The sequence below is a fragment of the Actinosynnema pretiosum genome (assembly GCF_002354875.1).
Taxonomy (GTDB): Bacteria; Actinomycetota; Actinomycetes; order Mycobacteriales; family Pseudonocardiaceae; genus Actinosynnema; species Actinosynnema auranticum.
Map to the genome: position 1 here is coordinate 1,210,539 of NZ_CP023445.1, position 17,757 is coordinate 1,228,295.

The following is a 17,757-nucleotide window of genomic DNA, read 5'->3' on the forward strand; positions in this document are numbered from 1 at the left end:
TTGGCAAGACGGCGAAGCCGTTGCGGCAGTCGATCGCCGTGCCCAGCTCGCCCAACCGCATGGCCGCGCGATCGTCTCGTGTATGGGCGCTGGGAGCTGTTCTGTGGCTACTGGCTGGCGCGCTGCCCTCCCAGCCGCTTACACCGAACTTCGCGCGCGGCCGACGGGCGGGTCGAAACGGGAGCCCATCGTCCCGCCATGCGGGGAGTCGATGCCAATGAAGCCCGCCCCGTCACGCGCCGCCACATGCAGCGCGCCTTGATCCTATAGTGCTGAATTCAGCAGTCCTTCCAGGTGGGGTGACGCGTGAGTTCTGCAGTCCAGGAGCGGGAGGGTGGACCAGTGTCAACTTTCTGGAGTTCGTACTGAAGCCGTGATGTGACGTATGTAACACTTGTCTGCTTTGGGTCGATATGTGTTTCACGGGATCTGTTGCCTAGTTGATCGGAGTTCTTGTGGCCAAGACTCAACCCAAGAGGGTTCTCGCGAACGACTTCAATCTTGGAGGGTCACAGGCTGAGGCGGATCCGCTGCTGCAACACGCCTTCTTTCGTTCTGTGCAGTACTCGGCTCTGGCGTCGCGGGATGATTCTAGATGTTTCATTATTGGACGCACGGGAAGTGGAAAATCTGCTCTCTTTCAACGGATTGAAGAAGAGAATGCGGATCATGTGATTCGCATTAATCCCGAAGACTTGTCCCTTCCTTATATTTCCGATCTCGGGGTAGTTAAATTCTTGGCTGAGATGGAAGTTCATCTCGACCCGTTCTTTATTGCCTTGTGGAAGCACGTGCTGCTAGTAGAGATCATCCGTCATAGATACAAGGTGAACTCTCCGGCAGCAAAACAGAACTTCTTTCAGAACTTGCGTGACAGGATCAGCAAAGATCGCAGTAAGGCGGCTGCGCTGGAGTACCTCAATGACTTCGATGGTAAATTTTGGTGTGAGACTGACGAGCGTGTTCGGGACATCACAACTAAGTTTGAGGAGCAGATAAAGCGGGAGGCTGGCGGAAAAATCTCTGTTCCCGCTGTCGGGGATGTAAACGCCACGGCCGGTGGCACTTCGATGCGTGGGGGTGAAACTAAGGCTCAGCAGGCTGAGCGTTTCCAGCGCATCGTCAACGAAACGCAGCTTCCTCGGTTGAATAAGATGATCGGGGTACTCAATGACGACATCTTGGACTCGCCCCAGCATTTTACCTACGTCGTTATTGACGACCTTGATCGAGATTGGGTCGACGAGAAGATCCTTAATTCGCTCATTAGATGCCTCTTTAGGGCTGTGCTTGATCTGATGCGCGTTCAAAATCTGAAAGTTCTCGTGGCATTGCGGACGAATATATTTGAGCAGCTTGATTTCGGTACACGAATGGGGGGGCAGGAGGAGAAATTTCGTTCCGTAAATATGACCATGCGCTGGACTCCCAAGGAGTTGGAAGCGCTGGTTGGGGTCAGGGTCGCGTCTGCGGCGAAAATGCGTGGACTCCAGGGGGTCACTTCAATCAAAGACCTGCTGCCTGCCACCAATAAGGCACGGGGTAGCGCTTTTGAATATATCTTGCGTCGAACTCTGCTGAGGCCGCGTGATGTAGTGGCCTACTTTAACGAGTGCTTCACCTTGTCTGCGGGCAACCATCGTCTAACGTGGCAGCATATTCATGATGCAGAGAATGCTTACTCCAGAGACCGTCTCCTGGCGCTCCGTGATGAATGGAAGCCGACCTTTCCAGAAATAGATAAAGCGTTTTATGTATTTGAGCGTTCGTCTACAAAGATGTCGCGTGAAGAGTATTTCATGAAACTCGATGATGTAGCTCTTCTTCCAGCTGACCAAGGGTTTATGGGCACGGTCTGGATGACCGAGCTCTCTGCTCCTATTTGGAACAGCTTTGGCGGTGAAGATTTGCTTGGAGCTGAATATCGACCATTGACGAAGCTATTCTATGATATTGGATTTATTGGATGCATTAAGAAGGCTGCCGGTCAACCGTTCTACTCTTACGAAGCTCCGGGATATTTGGATCGGTCAAGCGCCTTTGATGATGTGAGCCACTTTCTCGTTCATCCTGCTTTTCGTGCCGCGCTTGACATCAAGCCTGATAACAACTAAAGCCCTATCTATTGTTTCTAGTTGTGCGAACGACTGAACATTGAAGATAGATATTTAGGCTAAGTGGAATTGCTTGGCTGATCATTTTCTTGATCGATGAAAGCGACAGGTTTAGGCGGTCGGAGCATGTGCAGGGTGTGGCTGTTCAGGTGGCAAAGTTGACCAATGGTCTGATGGGTGGCGACGTGGAATTAATCTATTGCCAATGTTTTCGACTGTGCCTACGTTGGTAAGTCCTATGGGCTGGTCGACGCCGTCAAGGCGTTGAGTTGTCCATAGGCGCGACAGCCGAGCGCCCCGACCTGTAGGACGAGGTGACCCGTCTGCGCTCGTCCCCAGCCCCATGCAGCGGACCACTCCGGGGGCGACGAGAGAACATAGGGACTTCGCGGTCCCCTGCGGGGGACGGTTACCTTGTGCCGTCGTGGACGGCTCTCGGTGCCTTGCCGTCCGTGCCCGCGGGCCGCTAGGCCCGCTTGGGCACGGCGGACAACACAGTCCGAGGGCCGAACTCCACGATGGCTTCAGGCGCGAACGGCCCGGCCCCCGGAGGGGCCGCCTTGAACAAGTAAAGAAACTCTGAACACACTTGCCGCTGGCTGGATGAGCGGCCAAGGTGCTACGGGGTGACGCCGTAGTGGGCTGCCAAGGCGGCGAAAGCAGCGCCTCGACGTCGGGTTGCGCGGTCCAGCAGCAAACGCATCGTGGTGGCACCGAGCGGTTGAGCGGCGGCCCAGTCTGGAGCTAGGTCGCGGGCCTCGGTCAGGTAGCGCAGGGCGAGTTGGTCGCGGCGTAGTTGAGCGGCGGCGTGGGCCAGGTGCAGGCGGTGGCCGGACTCCCAGAAGGCGGGCACGGTGCCGCGTGCCTCGGGGACTTGGGTTGCCAGGTGCAGGGCCGTTTCCGGATCGCCCAAGCGCATTGCCAGGTCCACTATCTGGAAGGCCGCTACTCGGGGGCCGAAGATCGCGCTTTCGCTTGCGGTGTGCTGGCCTGCCCTCACCGCTGCTGATTGAGCCACGGCCAGGAGGTCTTCGGCCCGGCCATTGCTGCCTGAGCGCAGGGCGGCGCTGGCGGCGTTGAAGATGAGGTTGCCGAAGATCCCGGCTCGGTTCGGGTCGCGGTCCAGCATCCGCGGTTCGATCTGCTCAGCAGCCTTCGCGGCCACGTGTTCGGCGTCGGCGACTCGGCCTTGGCGGACCAGGGTCCACACCAGGTAGCGCAGGGAGATCGCGGTTTCCATCTCCACGGCGTCCGAGTGGCGAGCGGCGTTTAGGGCTCGTTCCGCCGATGTCCAGGCCAGGTCGTCCAGGTCCAGGCGGCCTGCCATACCGGCGCCCAAGCGGTATGACGTGGACAGCAGGCGGTGGGCTGCTGCCTTCTGGTCTCCCGTGCTGGCGTGGACCAGGCGGCGGGCGTCGGCCAGGAGGATGGGCAGGGTGTGCATCAGTTCGGCGTGGCGGCCGTCGACGTAGGCCCGCCAGGCTCGGTGGGCCGTGGTGGACAAGGTCGTCATGTCGGCGACCTCGTCCGTGTCGGTGAAGTCGTCCAAGCCTGGGATGTCCGCGCTCGCGGTGATCGCGTGGCGAAGCTCGGCTACCTGGTGGTGCTGAGTGGTGTGGTTGAGGACGGGCAGGCCCAACAGGGAGTCGGCGGACACGCCGAGCGCTTGGGCCAGCTTGACGATCGTGCTGGGGCGGGTGGTGCGGCGCTCCCCGCGTTCGATCCGGCCCACGGTGTCCACTCCAACCGACGCGGCTGCGGCCAGTTCCTCCTGGGAGAGGTTGCGGGCCTTGCGGAAGCGGGCCAGGTTCTCGGACAGGGGAGCGGTCACGGCGGCTGGGCTCCGTTCAGCTCGGGTCGGCTGTGGCGGTTGTCGAGATCGGGTGGCCGGACTCGCAGTAGACGAGGGTTCCGGTGGCGATCGCGTGCAGGGCCGCACCGATCCGGCCTGCTAGCACCGGGTCGACCAACGGGCGGGCCTCGTCCAGGGTGAACAGCCCGACCGAACGGATTTCGGGATCGGTCAGTTCCAGTTGTGCCACTTCATCATCGCTGATCGTGCCGCCGTCGAAAACAAACGCCAGTCCTTCGGGCATCGGTTCTTCGGTCGGCACGTAATCGATCACCAGTAGGGTGCCGAGGTTCAGGCTCAGGCCGATCTCCTCGTGCACCTCGCGCAGGGCGGTGCGCCACGGCGGCTCGCCTGCGTCCACCGCTCCACCTGGGATCTCCCAGGACTTCTTGTAGGTCGTCTCCGCCAGGAGCACCCGGCCGTCCGGGGTGTGAAGCAGCACGCCCGCACTGGCGCGCTTGCGGTTGAGCGATGCGGCGTACTCGGCGTACGGCAACAGGTCCACAGCCCGTGAGGCTACCCGCTCGGGCCTGCTGCCTTGTTCTCTGCCTGAGAGGCAGAGTTGGGCGAGTCAATGCGTTGGAATACCTCTTTTGACGCTGTTTTCTGGCCAACTTGCGCAACCGAAACTCATTACCTGCATCGGTTTCCGCATAGGTGAGGTCAGGTAGTGAACACGCTCTTCTTCACGGCTGGCTCTGGAGCTTGATATGGGCCACCGTCCGTTCAAGTGGATCCCGCACGACGGTGGCCGTCACGCCATATCGATCAACAGCCACCCCGGTGACGACACCCAAGCCCTCTGCGGGGTCGACGTTCCCAAGCCCGCTGGACCACTGCCCGTGCTCGCGCGCTGCTGGCCGACCTGCCAGAGCTGCGACACCGCCTGGCGTGAGCACGAGGGCATCCCGACCTACCCCCGGCCTGACTTCAGCATCCGAAGGACGTGACCCGCATGATCGGACAGGGCGACTACCACCGCTGGCTCAAGCAGGAAGCGCGCGAACAGGCCCCGCGACTGTTCGCCATCGCCTACGAGATCGGCGACCGGGAAGACGGCGAGATCGCCGCCTACGGCCTGGCCTTCGATGACCACGCCGAGACCGTCGACGTTGACGACGGCCACCACACCCGTTCCGAGGACGCCGCGCACGCCTTGGCGCTGTACGAGCGCTTCGCCGCACCCGACAACCTCAAGGCGCACCTGCTCTGGCTTGACCAAGAGCGAACAGAGCGAGCCGCGAGAACCGGCCCGGCCCCGACGAACGGCGACCGATGACCACGCCCCCTAACCTGACCTGGTGGTGCCAGTGAACGACGCTCAGCACGAGAACCCGCCACTCACCCTCGAATCCGCTGAAACCACGCTGCGCGCGGCGTGCGACCTGGTTGAGCTGGACGGCGCCGACGCCGTGCCGCTGCGCCTCGGGGAGAACGCCCTCTTTCACCTCCCCAGTAGCGGGGCGGTTGTGCGCGTCGCGCGCGACATGGCGCGGTGGGCGGACGCCGTCAAGGAGGTCACTGTTTCGTGCTGGCTGGCGAACAATGGCGTCCCCGTCACCCACCTATTCCCCGGTTTCACCCAACCGGTTGTTGCCGCTAATCGACCGGTGACCTTCTGGGCCTACCTGGACGGCCGCAACGGTGGCAAGAGCGACGTCGCCGCACTCGGTCGGCTGCTGCGCCGGGTGCACGCCCTGAACGCGCCCAAGGACTTCTCCCTGCCCGCTCAGCAGCCGATGGCCTGGGTGCTCGAACGAGTCGAGTCGGCACCGATCCCGGAGGCGGACAAGCGGTTCCTTCGTGACCGGTTCACCGAGCTGACCCAAGAAGTTCAAGGGCTCGCCTACCCCCCTGGCGGCCACCCCGGTCCACGGTGACGCCCACGTGCAAAACCTCATGATCGTGGACGACAACCCGGTGCTGATCGACTTCGAGCGGTTCGCCTGGGGACAGCCGGAATGGGACCTGGCGCTGACCGCCACCGAGCACCTGACCGCCGGGTGGTGGACGCCGCAGGAGTACGACGCCTTCGCCGACGCCTACGGGTACGACGTCACCGACTGGAGCGGCTTCCCGGTGCTCCAGGCCGCGCACGAGATCAAGATGACCACCTGGATCATGCAGAACGCCCAGCACAGCCCGGAGATCGCCAGGGAGTACGAGATCAGGATGGGAACCCTGCGGGACCGAGCGAACCTCGGCGGCTGGCGGCCGTTCTAGGCCACCCGTGAGAGCACCACGGCGGAGCCGAGGGGCAGCGTCGGGTACTGCTTGACGATCTCCTCGGCGAACCGCAGCACCAGCGGGTGACGCGGGCACACTGCGGTCAGGCGTTCGTGGAAGTCGGTCAGGTAGCGCACGTACCTGCTGGACTGCAGCGGCCCGGCCAGGTCCACGGCGTCCAGGGCCAGCGTCACGGCCTCGTCCAAGTCGCCGTTGGTGAGGGCGCCCGCCGCCGTGACCATGCCGATGAACGCCCGCGTTCTCGGCGGGGTTGCCTCGGGGGCGATCGCCCTGGCCGCGTACAGGCGGGTCTCCTCGGCCCTGCCGAGGTCGCGGAAGCAGTGGGCGGCTTCCCCGGCCAGCTCCTCGGCGTTGAAGTACCGCGCCCACTCCGGCTCGTCCTCCGGCTTGTGCTGCCCGAAGGACCGTTCCGCCTCGGCCAGCACGCGGGCGAACTCCTTGGCGTTGCCGCTGCCCGCGAGTCCCCTGGCCTCCATAGCGAGGAACATCGAGTTCACGGCGGGCGTGGCAACGCCTCGGGTCGCGGTCTGGGCCGCTCGTGCGAGCTGGATGGCGTCGTTGAACTTGCCCAGGTAGTTCGCCTGGTGGCTGAGGTTGGACAGCAGCCGCCCGCCCACCACCGCGTCACCGGCTTCGCGCGCCAGGCGCAAGCCCTGCGTGAAGTACCGCTGGGCCGCCGCGTGCCGACCGGCGTCGTAGGCGCTCCAGCCCAATAGCTGTGCGACCTCGGACTTGAAGTAGAACAGCAGCATCTTGCGCACGTGACCGCCGCCGAACCGGAAGTCCAGGTCCATGAGGTGCGCTGCGGTCGTCCGGATCGCCGCCGCTGCCGGGGCTCCGGTGTGGATCTCCTCTGCGGTGAGCTGGGCCCAACAGGTCCACGGCGGCTGAGGAGTCGGCGAGGTACTCCGCGGCCGTGGCCGTCGAGTCCGGTCCGACCGCCTTCAGTCCGGCACTGAATCCGATCTCCTCAAGCTCCCAGGCGGGGCCGACGCCTCGGGAGATCGCGGACTACCTCGGGCACGCCCAGATCAGCATGACCCAGGACGTGTACATGCAGCGCAAGACGGTCGGCGGGGCTGCCGCCGCCGCGCTGGAAGGTCGGCGGACCTCCGCTGAAACCACTGGATAAGTGCTGGATGACCACCATCTGTGATCACCCGGCACTCGTCTCACCAGCGCCTATGCGCCCCCGGCAGGATTCGAACCTGCGACCTCGGGATTAGAAGTCCCTCGCTCTCTCCACTGAGCTACGGAGGCTCGGGGTCGGTGCCGCAGCAGTGCGGTCGGCCCCACCGGACACATCGTCCGGGAAGCGCTCACCGTTTCCGTTCCGGGGGTGGAAGAGTGATCAAATTGCCCGGAAGTGGCGCAAATCACGTTAGACGGGCGGTGGAAGCGCGTTCGATCAGTGAAACGGGGAGTCTCACCGGGGCGCTCGGTCTCGCTCCGTCCAGCAGGCTCAGCGCTAGTTCACCCGCCTGGCGGCCCTTCTCCGCCAGGGGCTGACGCACCGTGGTCAGCGGGGGTTCGGCGTGCTCCGCCGCCGGGACGTCGTCGAAGCCGACCACCGACACGTCCTCCGGGACTCGCAGGCCCAGGTCGCGCGCCGCCGTCAGGGCGCCGAACGCCAGCTCGTCCGACGTGCACAGCAGCGCGGTCGGGCGGTCGGGGTGCGATAGCAGTTCCCTGGCGCCCGCCCTGCCCAGGGACCGGTCGCTCAGCGGGCACTCCCACACCTGCGCCTCGCCCAGCACCTCCAGGTAGCCGCGCACCCTCCGCCCGGCCACGCCGGGCGGCGTCGAGCGCAACCTCGCCCGGTCGGCAAGACCTGTCACCCCATCGGTGTGCAGCGCGAACGTCAGCACCGCCACCCGCTCGTGCCCCAGCGCGCGCACGTGCCCGGCCGCCACCCGCGCCCCACCCTCGTCGTCCACGCCGACCCGCGCGACCCCCGGCACCTCCGGCTGGTCCACGACCACCAGCGGCAGGCCGCGGGCCCGTGCCGCCGCCAGGCCCGGCGCGTCCTCCGGCAGCGAGTACGCCACCACGACGTCCGCCTGCGCCCGCGCCACGGTCTCCGCGCGCGGCCCCGCGCTCCCGGCCATCAGGACCAGCGAGTGGTCGTGGCCGTCGACCGTCGTGGCCAGGCCGTCGAGCACGATCGACAGCGCCGGGTCCGAGAACGCGGCCGTCAGGCTCTGGCCGAGCAGAAAGCCGACCGCCGCGCTGTGCCTGGTCGCCAAACTCCTGGCCACCGGGTCCGGGCCCGCGTAGCCCAGGCGCGCGGCCTCGGCGAGGATCCGCTCGCGCAGCGCCGCCGACAGCTGGTCCGGCCGGTTGTAGGCGTTCGACACCGTCGCGCGCGACACGCCCACCACACCGGCGACGGTGTCGAGGGTGGGCCTGCGGGGGCGTGCGGTGTCCATGCGCCCAAGACTAGCCGGCCCTTGCTCTTCTGAAGCGCTTCAGTCACCCTGGACCCCGTGCCGACCCAGCGCTTCGCGGTGTTCGCCGCCTTCGCCCTGAACGGGATCGTCTTCGGCTCGTGGGCCGCCAGGGTCCCCGCGCTCGCCGACCGCATCGGCGCCACCGAGGGCTCCCTCGGCCTCGCCCTGCTCGGCGGCAGCATCGGCCTCGCCGCCACCGCCCCGCTCGCCGCCCGCCTGTGCGTCGCCGTCGGCGCGCGCGCCGTCCTGCTCGCCAGCGCCCTGCTCGGCGCCCTGGTCCTGCCCGCGATCGACCTGGTCGGCTCACCGCTCCAGCTCGGCGCGGTCCTGCTCCTCGTCGGCGCGCTCAACGCCGCGCTGGACGTGTCCATGAACCTGTCCGCCGTCACGGTCATCCGCGCGTCCGGCCGCGCCCTCATGCCCCAGTTCCACGCGGGCTTCAGCGTCGGCGGCCTGATCGGCTCCCTCGGCGCCGCGGCGGCGGCCTCCGCGGACTGGACCCCGCTGCGGCACTTCCTCGTCGCCACCGCCGCGTGCCTGGTCCTGCTGGCCTGGATCGCCCGCGCGGTCCCCGGCGCCGCGCCCGAGCGCGGCCGTCCCGACGACACCGGCGGCTCCCCGCTGCGCCGCCCCGCGCTCTGGCTGCTCGCGGCCGTCGCGCTCTGCTCGGCCATCGCCGAGGGCGCCTCCGCCGACTGGTCCGCCCTGTTCCTGGTCACCGAGCGCGGCGTCGGGGACGGCGCCGCCGCGATCGCCTACGCCGCGTTCTCCACCGCGATGGCCGCCGCCCGCCTGCTCGGCGAACCCGTCCAGCGCCGCCTCGGCCCGCACCGGCTGCTCCAGCTCGGCGCGCTGGTCGCCGCGTCCGGGCTCGCGCTGGCCGTGCTCGTCCCGCTGCCCGCCGCGGGCTTCGGCGGGTTCGCGCTCGCGGGCCTCGGCCTGGCGTTCGCGTTCCCGGTGGTCATGGACCTGGCGGGCGAGGCGGGCAGGCGCGCGGACGGCGGTGGCGGCGAGCGCGAGATCGGCCTGGTGACGACGATCGCCTACACCGGCTTCCTGGCCGGTCCGCCGCTGGTCGGCGGGATCGCCCAGGCGTCCTCGCTGACCACCTCGCTGGGCCTGGTGGCCGCCGTGGTCGCGCTCACCGCGCCGCTGGCGGCGCTGGCCCGCCGCTCCCGCGACCGCGAGGTCACGCGGCGGGGAGCTTCCCCAGCCCGGTCTTGAGCAGCACGAGCATCGTCGCGGTCATCTCCTCGGCGTTCCCGGCGCTCTTGGTGTACCCGAGCAGCAGGCTCTTGTCGCCGCTCACCGCGAGCGTCGCGGTGCACACCATCACCCGGTCGTCCATCTCGCACGACACCCAGGCGGAGTTGCCCTCCACGACCTCCTCGTGGCCGGTGGGCTGCTTGGTCCGGGACTCCGAGTACGGCCGGTACGGCGCGACCACGACGCTGGAGCGGGTCGCCGAGCCGTCGTCGAACATGAACTGGCAGGAGCCGGGGAGCTCGCTGTCCCTCGGGGTGGGCGCGCCGTCGATCGCGCCGACCACCTTCAGGTCCTTCGCGGTGAGCAGCTCGCACGACTTGAGCCCGGCCACCGAGCGCGTCTTGGCGATCTTCGGCGTCGGGCTCGACGCGGCCGACGACCTGGTCGACTGGGTCGGGGAACCGGACGGGGCGCCGGGCGCCGCGACCGGGGCGCCGTTGACGGAGTAGCTGCACCCCGTGACGGTCAGCACAGCCGCCACGAGCGCGAGCCACGATCGGGAGCGTCTCACCCGGCCCAAGGTAGTCGAAGCCGTCCGGCGGTTGCCGGTGCCTTCACCGGTCCGCCTACGCTCGGTGCGTGTCCCCCACCGAGGTCCGCTCCAGCACCCGCCCCGCCCGCACCGGGCTGATCCCCCTGCTGGCCGTCGGCGTCGCGATCGCGGCGCTGCTGGCAGCCGGGCTCGTGGGCGGTCCGGCCGCGGGGCTCGTGGTGGTCAGGGTGGTCACCGAGAGCGCCGCGGTGCTGACGATCGGCTCGCTGCTGCTGGCCGCGTTCCTGGTGCCGCCGCAGGAGTCCGGCACGCTCGCCGCCGACGGTTACGCCGCGTTGCGAACCGCCGCGTGGACTTCACTCGTCTGGACGGCGGGTGCGGTGCTGTCGGTGCCCTACACGGTCGCGGACGCGCTCGGGCAGCCGCTGTCCGCGCTGCTCGACCCCTCGGTGCTGTTCGAGGTCGCGGACGTGGTGGAGCAGAGCCGGGCGTGGATGGTGACCGCCGTCATCGTCGTGCTGCTCGCCCTCGGCTGCCGCCTGGTGCTGTCCTGGGGCTGGACCACCGTGCTGTTCTTCGTGTCGGTGTTCGCCCTGGTCCCCGTCGCGGTGACCGGGCACTCCTCGGGCGGCGGCTCGCACGACGTCGCCACCAACAGCCTGCTGTACCACCTGGTCGCCGCCGCGCTGTGGGTCGGCGGGCTGATCGCGCTGCTCGCGCACGGCCGCAGGCGCGGGGCGCACCTGGGCCTGGCCGCGTCCCGGTTCTCCGCGATCGCGCTGGTCTGCTGGATCGTCATGGCGGTCTCCGGCGTGGTCAACGCCTACGTGCGGCTGCCGCTGGACCGGCTGTTCAGCTCCGAGTACGGGCTGCTCGTGCTGGGCAAGACCGCCGCGCTGCTCGCGCTGGGCGTGTTCGGCTACCTCCAGCGCGCCAAGGGCGTCAAGCAGGTCGTGGCCACCGGCTCCGGCCGGGCGCTGGTGCGGCTGGCGGGCGTCGAGGTGCTGCTGATGCTGGCCACGATCGGCCTCGCCGCCGCGCTCAGCCGCACGCCCCCGCCCACCGAGGGCCGCAGCCTGCCGAGCCCGGTGGAGCTGCGCATCGGCTACGACCTGGCGGGCGAGCCGACGCTCTACCGCATCCTGTTCGACTGGCGCTTCGACCTCGTCTACGGCACCGCGTTCCTCGCCGCCGCCGTCGTCTACCTGCTGGGCGCGCGCCGGTTGCGCAAGCGCGGCGACGCCTGGCCGGTGGGCCGCACGGTCGCGTGGGTGCTGGGCTGCCTGACCGTGGTGTTCGCGACCTCGTCGGGCCTCGGCCGCTACTCGCCCGCGATGTTCAGCGTCCACATGCAGGCGCACATGCTGCTGGCGATGCTCGCGCCGATCCTGCTGGTGCTGGGCGCACCGGTCACGATGGCGCTGCGCGCACTGCCGGTCGCGGGCCGGGGCAACCCGCCGGGCCCGCGCGAGTGGGTGCTGGCGCTGGTGCACTCGCCGGTGGCGAAGGCGCTGACCAACCCGTTCGTGGCGCTGGCGTTCTTCGTCGGGTCGTTCTACGGGCTGTACTTCTCCGGGCTGTACGACGTGGCGCTGGACCACCACTGGGCGCACCTGGCGATGAACGCGCACTTCCTGGTGGCCGGGTACGTCTTCTACTGGCCGGTGATCGGGGTCGACCCCGCGCCGAACAAGCTGCCACCGCTGGGGAAGCTGGGGCTGCTGTTCGCCTCGATCCCGTTCCACGCGTTCTTCGGCGTGGTGCTGATGAGCGCGCAGTACGTGATCGGCAGCGACTTCTACCGCAAGCTCTCGCTGCCGTGGGTGCCGTCGCTGCTGGAGGACCAGCGGCTCGGTGGCGGCATCGCGTGGGCGGCGGGGGAGCTCCCGCTGCTGGTGGTGATGGTCGCGCTGCTCGCGCAGTGGGCCCGCTCCGACAGCCGGGACGCCAAGCGCGCGGACCGGAAGGCGGACGCGGACGGCGGAGCCGACCTCGCGGCGTACAACGAGATGCTGCGCAGGATGGCGGGGAAGGGCGGGTCGGTGGCCGTGGCCGAGCCGAAGACCGGGACCGAGTCCGGGAACGCCGGACCCGGCGCCGCGAAGCCGGAGCCGGGCGCCGGGGGAGCGGGCGGACCGGGCGAGGGCTGACCCCCGCCCGGCCTCGGCTCAGCCCGCCATCGGCCGCTTGAACCCGCGCTCCGCCGCCCACCACCCGGCGGCGGCCAGCACGGCGGTCGCCACCAGCGCCGACAGCACGCCCTCGGCGGGCTGGGCCAGCGACAGCGACCGGGCCGCGTCCACCGCGTGGGTGAGCGGGTTGACCGAGGCGACCGCCTGCAACCAGCCGGGCAGGTTGCCCACCGGCACGTACGCGCTGGACGCGAACATCAGCGGGAACATCGCCAGGAAGCCCACGGTCTGCATCAGCTCGGTGTTGCGCAGCCAGGCGCCCACGGCCAGGAACACCCAGCCGAGGCCCCACCCGACGGCCAGCGCCAGCAGCAGCGCGGCGCCGACGCCCACGACCCCGCCGGACGGGGAGAAGCCGAACAGCACCGCCGCGAACAGCACCATCAGCAGCAGCTGCCCGGTGGTGCGCACCAGGTCGGACAGGCTGCGCGCGACCAGCACCGACCCCGGTCGGATCGGCAGCGAGCGGAACCGGGCCAGCACGCCGTTCTTCATGTCCGACACCAGCCCCACCCCGGCCTGGAGCGCGGACTGCATCGCGGTGTTGACCAGGATCGCGGGCAGCAGGTAGTCGATGTAGTCCACCCCGGCCGGGAAGCCGGGGGTCTGGGCGATGCTGCTGAAGATCTGGCTGAACAGCGCCAGCATCACCAGGGGTTGCAGGACGCTGAAGAGGATCATCCTCGGATCGCTGACCAGGGCGCGCAGCGAGCGCTGGGTCAGCACGAGCACCTGGGTGCCGAAGCCGGTGCCGCGCCAGCGGGTGCGGGCGGCGGCGGTGGGGGGCGCGGCGAGGGTCGTCATGGCGGGGCTCCTTGCGGGGGTGGGGACGGGCTCAGGCCGCGTGCCGGGACAGGGTGAGGTAGACGTCGTCGAGGGTCGGCTCGCCCAGCGCCAGCTCGTCGGCCTCCAGGCCGACCTCGTCCAGCGCGCGGACCACGACCGCCAGCTCGCGCGAGGAGCCCACCGGCGAGGTGAGCGCGTGCTTGGCCGGGTCGGGCACCGGCTGCAGGCCCGCCCGCTCCAGCGCGACGCGCGCCCGCGCCGCCTCGTCCGCGCTGCCCAGGGTGACCGTGACGCTGCGCTGGCCGACCTGCGCCTTCAGCTCGGCGCTGGTGCCGGAGGCCACGACCCGGCCCGAGGCCAGCACGGTGATCGAGTCGGCCAGCCGGTCGGCCTCGTCGAGGTACTGGGTGGTCAGCAGCACCGAGGTGCCGTCGGTGACCAGGTTCTCCACGATGCCCCACAGGTCGAGCCTGCTGGCCGGGTCGAGGCCGGTGGTCGGCTCGTCCAGGAAGATCACGTCGGGGTGGCCGACGAGGCTGGCGGCCAGGTCGAGCCGCCTGCGCATCCCGCCCGAGTAGGTGCGGGCCGCGCGCTTGGCGGCGTCGGTCAGCCCGAACAGCTCCAGCAGCTCGCCCGCGCGGGCCTTGGCCTCGCGGGGGCTCGCGCCGAGCAGCCGGGCGATGAGGACGAGGTTGTCGGCGCCGGACAGCTGCTCGTCCACGGCGGCGAACTGGCCGGTCAGGCCGATCAGGCCGCGCACCCGGTGCGCGTCGGAGACCACGTCCAGGCCCGCGACCCTGGCGGTGCCCGAGTCCGGGGGCAGCAGGGTGGTCAGGACGTTGACCAGGGTGGTCTTGCCCGCGCCGTTGTGGCCGAGCAGGCCGAGGACGCTGCCCCTCGGCACGGCGACGCTCACCCCGTCCAGCGCCTTCTGGTCGCCGAACGCCTTGACGACGTCCACCGCTTCGATCATGAGGTCGTGCATCGGGTCCCCCTCAGTGCGCCGTGCAGGAAGAGATCAACGAGCTGTTCGGGCGAGGCGTCGGCCCCGGTGGTGGGCGCGCCGGGGCGGGCCCGGTTGGCCATGACCAGGCCGAGCAGGAGCTTCGCGGCGAGCGCGGGCTCGACGGCGAGGCGGTCGGCGTCCGGCTCGAACACGGCGGCTGCCTTGTTGTGCAGCCGCTCGAAGTGCTCGCCGGGGTTCTTGGGCTTGCCGCCGCTCTTGTCGTGCGGGTCGAACCCGCTCTCGCGCAGGACGCCTGCCAGCGACCACATCCGCTCCAGGTAGCTGGAGAGGGCGTTGATCGTCCAGATCGCGCGGTCCCGGAGGTCCGGGAGGCTCGCGGTCCGGTCGAGCAGGTCGATCACCGGTTCGGGGGAGAGCGCCTCGTGGACGCAGGCGTGGATCAGCTCCTGCTTGTCCTTGAACGCCCGGAAGACCGTGCCCTCGGCGATGCCCGCCGCTCGGGCGATCTGGCTGGTGGTGACGTTGGCGCCGTGCAGTTCGAGCAGGGGGAGGGTCGCCTGGACGATGGCGTCCCTGCGCTCCTCCTGGCTCATCGCCGGTGCTCGCCTGCGCTTGGGGGTGGTCTCCTCGGGCATGGGGACAATGTATGAGTGAGCACTCACTCAAGTCAAGGAGTGAGTGCTCACTCATATGGGGCGCATAGCACGGGACGGGTGCGGAACCTGTTGGCTCCCGCCTCGTTGTCCACAGGCGGGCCGGTTGTCCACAGATCGCCTCCGGCCGCTTCCGGCGCAGCTCGACGGGGGTGAAGCTGGACGGGACGAGGTGTCCGGACGGCGTGGAGGTGCGGGGTGGCGGTCAACGAGACGAGGGTGACCCTGGTGGGCACGGTGGCCAGCGAGGTGGCGCTGACCACGGTCGGCACGGGGTTCAGCCGGGCGGTGTTCCGGATGGTCAGCGTGGAGCGGCGGTTCGACCGGGACCTGGGGCGGTTCGTGGACGGCGACCGGCTGTTCGTGTCGGTGACCTGCTGGCGGGGGCTCGCGGAGAACGTGCGGGCGAGCCTGGGGCGGGGTGACCCGGTGGTGGTGACGGGCAAGCTGAGGCTGCACGAGCTGCGCACCGAGGACGTGCGGCGCACCCACCTGTCGGTGGAGGCGTCGGTGGTGGGGCCGAACCTGCTGTGGTGCACGGCCGAGCCCCGGCGGGGCGGCGGTCCCGATCCGGGTTTCGATCCCGGTTCCGAACCGGTTTCCGGCGTGGCCGGGCGCGGTATTTCAGAGTCGGCGGGTGCAGCGCCTACGCTGCCCGACGTGCTCGCGCCGCGCACCGAGGAGCAGTCGGTCTCCGTCGCGGAGGAGGCCCTCCCGGTGCCCTTCTGAGCCGAACAGCCCAACCGCCGGGATATCGCGCCCCACCGGGGGTCCGAGCGGCGGACAATGTGAAGAAGTTTCCGCAGACGAGCAGCACTGAGGAGGGAGGTCGTGGACGGCGCCGGGTGATGCCCACGTCCAGGTGACAGACCTTGACATTCCGGTAGAACTGCGCAGCTCACGGCGTTCGCAGGTCACGGCTCCGGGTCCGCGGGACCTCGGTGCGCGGTGCCCCCGTACGGGTGACAGCTGTGCGTCCTGGCTCCGGAAGATCGGGTTGTGCGTTGCCGACGACCGAGGTTCTTGCCCGAACGGCTCCGCTCTACGATCGCGGCTATGGCCGAGTTCATCTACACCATGAAGAAGGTGCGCAAAGCGCACGGGGACAAGGTCATCCTCGATGACGTCACCATCATGTTCTACCCCGGTGCGAAGATCGGCCTGGTCGGCCCCAACGGCGCGGGCAAGTCGAGCGTGCTGAAGATCATGGCCGGTCTCGACAAGCCCGGCAACGGCGAGGCCTACCTGTCGCCCGGCTACACCGTCGGCATCCTCCAGCAGGAGCCGCCGCTCAACGAGGAGAAGACCGTCCTGGGCAACGTCCAGGAGGGCCTCGGCGAGATCAAGGTGAAGCTCGACCGCTTCAACGAGATCGCCGAGAAGATGGCCGTCGACTACTCCGACGAGCTGATGGAGGAGATGGGGCAGCTCCAGGAGGAGCTGGACCACGCCAACGCGTGGGACCTCGACTCCCAGCTGGAGCAGGCGATGGACGCCCTGCGCTGCCCGCCGCCGGACGCCGACGTCAAGCTGCTCTCCGGTGGTGAGCGCCGCCGCGTCGCGCTGTGCAAGCTCCTGCTGAGCAAGCCCGACCTGCTGCTGCTCGACGAGCCCACCAACCACCTGGACGCCGAGAGCGTGCTGTGGCTGGAGCAGCACCTCGCGCAGTACGCGGGCGCCGTCCTGGCGGTCACCCACGACCGGTACTTCCTGGACAACCTCTCGCAGTGGATCCTGGAGCTGGAGCGCGGCCGGGCCCACGTCTACGAGGGCAACTACTCCACGTACCTGGAGAAGAAGGCCGAGCGCCTGGCGGTCCAGGGCAAGAAGGACCAGAAGCTCCAGAAGCGCCTCAAGGACGAGCTGGAGTGGGTGCGCTCCGGCGCCAAGGCCCGCCAGGCCAAGTCCAAGGCCCGACTCGGCCGCTACGAGGAGATGGCGATCGAGGCGGAGAAGACGCGCAAGCTCGACTTCGAGGAGATCCAGATCCCGCCGGGCCCGCGCCTGGGCAACATCGTCGTCGAGACCGAGAAGCTCAAGAAGGGCTTCGGCGAGCGGGTGCTGATCGACAACCTGTCGTTCACCCTGCCCCGCAACGGCATCGTCGGCGTCATCGGCCCGAACGGCGTCGGCAAGTCGACCCTGTTCAAGACCATCGTCGGCCTGGAGCAGCCCGACGCGGGCACGGTCAAGGTCGGCGAGACGGTCAAGCTGTCCTACGTCGACCAGAACCGCTCGGGCCTGGACCCGAAGAAGACGGTCTGGGAGACGGTGTCGGGCGGCCTGGACTACATCCACGTCGGCAACGTCGAGATGCCCTCGCGCGCGTACGTCAGCGCGTTCGGCTTCAAGGGGCCGGACCAGCAGAAGCCCACGGGCGTGCTGTCCGGCGGTGAGCGCAACCGGCTCAACCTGGCGCTGACCCTCAAGCTCGGCGGCAACCTGATCCTGCTCGACGAGCCGACGAACGACCTGGACGTCGAGACCCTGGGCTCGCTGGAGAACGCGCTGGAGCAGTTCCCCGGCTGCGCCGTGGTCATCTCGCACGACCGGTGGTTCCTGGACCGCGTCGCCACGCACATCCTCGCGTGGGAGGGCACCGACGAGAACCCCTCGCAGTGGTACTGGTTCGAGGGCAACTTCGAGGGCTACGAGAAGAACAAGGTCGAGCGCATGGGCGCGGAGGCGGCCAGGCCGCACCGCGTCACCTACCGCAAGCTCACGCGGGACTGATCGA

18 protein-coding genes and 1 tRNA gene are annotated in these 17,757 nt (G+C 68.6%); 10 read left to right on the forward strand and 9 right to left on the reverse strand.

The genetic code is table 11. The annotated features are described in order from the left end of the window. Positions 1 to 455: 455 nt before the first annotated feature. Entirely contained in the window at positions 456 to 2,114 is a 1,659-nt protein-coding gene (locus CNX65_RS35160; protein WP_157767516.1) for a P-loop ATPase, Sll1717 family, read from the forward strand. Positions 2,115 to 2,733: 619 nt separating this feature from the next. Here CNX65_RS35160 and CNX65_RS05525 read toward each other — a convergent pair. Both CNX65_RS05525 and CNX65_RS05530 read right to left on the reverse strand, forming a co-directional pair. Beyond that, entirely contained in the window at positions 2,734 to 3,945 is a 1,212-nt protein-coding gene (locus tag CNX65_RS05525) for a helix-turn-helix domain-containing protein (protein ID WP_096491796.1), read from the reverse strand. Between the two features lie 16 nt (positions 3,946 to 3,961). After that, positions 3,962 to 4,471 carry an NUDIX domain-containing protein gene (locus CNX65_RS05530; protein WP_096491797.1) on the reverse strand — a complete coding sequence of 170 codons (510 nt, stop codon included), beginning with the start codon at positions 4,469 to 4,471 and terminating at the stop codon, positions 3,962 to 3,964. 205 nt (positions 4,472 to 4,676) lie between these two features. Here CNX65_RS05530 and CNX65_RS05535 point away from each other — a divergent pair, with 205 nt between their 5' ends. Genes CNX65_RS05535 through CNX65_RS05550 form a run of 4 tightly spaced genes read left to right on the forward strand, consistent with a single transcriptional unit; the run spans position 4,677 to position 6,189 of the window. Next, the gene (locus tag CNX65_RS05535; protein WP_096491798.1) at positions 4,677 to 4,916 is read left to right on the forward strand and encodes a zinc finger protein; all 240 of its coding nucleotides are present in this window, start codon (positions 4,677 to 4,679) and stop codon (positions 4,914 to 4,916) included. 5 nt (positions 4,917 to 4,921) lie between these two features. Then, positions 4,922 to 5,245, forward strand: coding sequence for a hypothetical protein (locus CNX65_RS05540; RefSeq protein WP_096497629.1), 324 nt, complete (start codon positions 4,922 to 4,924; stop codon positions 5,243 to 5,245). Positions 5,246 to 5,267: 22 nt separating this feature from the next. Beyond that, positions 5,268 to 5,846, forward strand: coding sequence for an aminoglycoside phosphotransferase/kinase family protein (locus CNX65_RS05545; protein WP_157767518.1), 579 nt, complete (start codon positions 5,268 to 5,270; stop codon positions 5,844 to 5,846). A 25-nt stretch (positions 5,847 to 5,871) separates the two neighbouring features. Beyond that, complete coding sequence (locus tag CNX65_RS05550) at positions 5,872 to 6,189, forward strand: phosphotransferase family protein (RefSeq protein WP_232519709.1); 318 nt, start codon at positions 5,872 to 5,874, stop codon at positions 6,187 to 6,189. Here CNX65_RS05550 and CNX65_RS05555 read toward each other — a convergent pair. Further along, positions 6,186 to 7,007 carry a hypothetical protein gene (locus CNX65_RS05555; protein WP_232519710.1) on the reverse strand — a complete coding sequence of 274 codons (822 nt, stop codon included), beginning with the start codon at positions 7,005 to 7,007 and terminating at the stop codon, positions 6,186 to 6,188. The two genes, CNX65_RS05550 and CNX65_RS05555, sit on opposite strands and share 4 nt — an antisense overlap. A 122-nt stretch (positions 7,008 to 7,129) precedes the next feature. Here CNX65_RS05555 and CNX65_RS35985 point away from each other — a divergent pair, with 122 nt between their 5' ends. Next, complete coding sequence (locus CNX65_RS35985) at positions 7,130 to 7,345, forward strand: hypothetical protein (protein WP_198320661.1); 216 nt, start codon at positions 7,130 to 7,132, stop codon at positions 7,343 to 7,345. Between the two features lie 55 nt (positions 7,346 to 7,400). Here the strand turns inward: CNX65_RS35985 and CNX65_RS05565 are convergent. Further along, positions 7,401 to 7,473: transfer RNA gene (locus CNX65_RS05565), tRNA-Arg, on the reverse strand. A 116-nt stretch (positions 7,474 to 7,589) separates the two neighbouring features. Further along, entirely contained in the window at positions 7,590 to 8,642 is a 1,053-nt protein-coding gene (locus CNX65_RS05570) for a LacI family DNA-binding transcriptional regulator (protein WP_096491801.1), read from the reverse strand. A gap of 57 nt (positions 8,643 to 8,699) precedes the next feature. Here CNX65_RS05570 and CNX65_RS05575 point away from each other — a divergent pair, with 57 nt between their 5' ends. Beyond that, on the forward strand, positions 8,700 to 9,887 hold the full coding sequence (locus CNX65_RS05575; protein ID WP_096491802.1) for an MFS transporter: 1,188 nt from the start codon (positions 8,700 to 8,702) through the stop codon (positions 9,885 to 9,887). Here CNX65_RS05575 and CNX65_RS05580 read toward each other — a convergent pair. Next, positions 9,853 to 10,440 (reverse strand): DUF3558 family protein, encoded by a 588-nt coding sequence (locus tag CNX65_RS05580; RefSeq protein WP_157767521.1) that lies wholly within the window; start codon positions 10,438 to 10,440, stop codon positions 9,853 to 9,855. The two genes, CNX65_RS05575 and CNX65_RS05580, sit on opposite strands and share 35 nt — an antisense overlap. A gap of 68 nt (positions 10,441 to 10,508) precedes the next feature. Between CNX65_RS05580 and CNX65_RS05585 the strand changes: the two genes are divergently transcribed. After that, complete coding sequence (locus tag CNX65_RS05585; protein ID WP_096491804.1) at positions 10,509 to 12,572, forward strand: cytochrome c oxidase assembly protein; 2,064 nt, start codon at positions 10,509 to 10,511, stop codon at positions 12,570 to 12,572. An 18-nt stretch (positions 12,573 to 12,590) separates the two neighbouring features. Here CNX65_RS05585 and CNX65_RS05590 read toward each other — a convergent pair whose 3' ends face one another. The 3 genes from CNX65_RS05590 to CNX65_RS05600 are packed head-to-tail and all read right to left on the reverse strand — an operon-like array spanning position 12,591 to position 15,002. Further along, the gene (locus CNX65_RS05590; RefSeq protein ID WP_096491805.1) at positions 12,591 to 13,418 is read right to left on the reverse strand and encodes an ABC transporter permease; all 828 of its coding nucleotides are present in this window, start codon (positions 13,416 to 13,418) and stop codon (positions 12,591 to 12,593) included. Between the two features lie 31 nt (positions 13,419 to 13,449). Next, entirely contained in the window at positions 13,450 to 14,385 is a 936-nt protein-coding gene (locus tag CNX65_RS05595) for an ATP-binding cassette domain-containing protein (protein WP_096491806.1), read from the reverse strand. Further along, a complete protein-coding gene (locus CNX65_RS05600; protein WP_096491807.1) occupies positions 14,370 to 15,002 on the reverse strand; it encodes a TetR/AcrR family transcriptional regulator in 633 nt (210 codons plus the stop codon). Before CNX65_RS05600 ends, CNX65_RS05595 begins: the two co-directional genes overlap by 16 nt. 216 nt (positions 15,003 to 15,218) lie before the next feature. Between CNX65_RS05600 and CNX65_RS05605 the strand changes: the two genes are divergently transcribed. Both CNX65_RS05605 and ettA read left to right on the forward strand, forming a co-directional pair. Further along, the gene (locus CNX65_RS05605) at positions 15,219 to 15,749 is read left to right on the forward strand and encodes a single-stranded DNA-binding protein (protein ID WP_096491808.1); all 531 of its coding nucleotides are present in this window, start codon (positions 15,219 to 15,221) and stop codon (positions 15,747 to 15,749) included. A gap of 327 nt (positions 15,750 to 16,076) precedes the next feature. Then, complete coding sequence (gene ettA / locus CNX65_RS05610) at positions 16,077 to 17,753, forward strand: energy-dependent translational throttle protein EttA (protein ID WP_096491809.1); 1,677 nt, start codon at positions 16,077 to 16,079, stop codon at positions 17,751 to 17,753. Positions 17,754 to 17,757: the final 4 nt, after the last annotated feature.

Coding starts and splice junctions, on each gene's coding strand:
- CNX65_RS05535 (WP_096491798.1), top strand. CDS start 4,677: ATGGGCCACCGTCCGTTCAAGTGGATCCCGCACGACGGTGGCCGTCAC.
- CNX65_RS05540 (WP_096497629.1), top strand. CDS start 4,922: ATGATCGGACAGGGCGACTACCACCGCTGGCTCAAGCAGGAAGCGCGC.
- CNX65_RS05555 (WP_232519710.1), bottom strand. CDS start 7,007: ATGGACCTGGACTTCCGGTTCGGCGGCGGTCACGTGCGCAAGATGCTG.
- CNX65_RS05570 (WP_096491801.1), bottom strand. CDS start 8,642: ATGGACACCGCACGCCCCCGCAGGCCCACCCTCGACACCGTCGCCGGT.
- CNX65_RS05590 (WP_096491805.1), bottom strand. CDS start 13,418: ATGACGACCCTCGCCGCGCCCCCCACCGCCGCCGCCCGCACCCGCTGG.
- CNX65_RS05595 (WP_096491806.1), bottom strand. CDS start 14,385: ATGCACGACCTCATGATCGAAGCGGTGGACGTCGTCAAGGCGTTCGGC.
- CNX65_RS05600 (WP_096491807.1), bottom strand. CDS start 15,002: ATGCCCGAGGAGACCACCCCCAAGCGCAGGCGAGCACCGGCGATGAGC.
- ettA (WP_096491809.1), top strand. CDS start 16,077: ATGGCCGAGTTCATCTACACCATGAAGAAGGTGCGCAAAGCGCACGGG.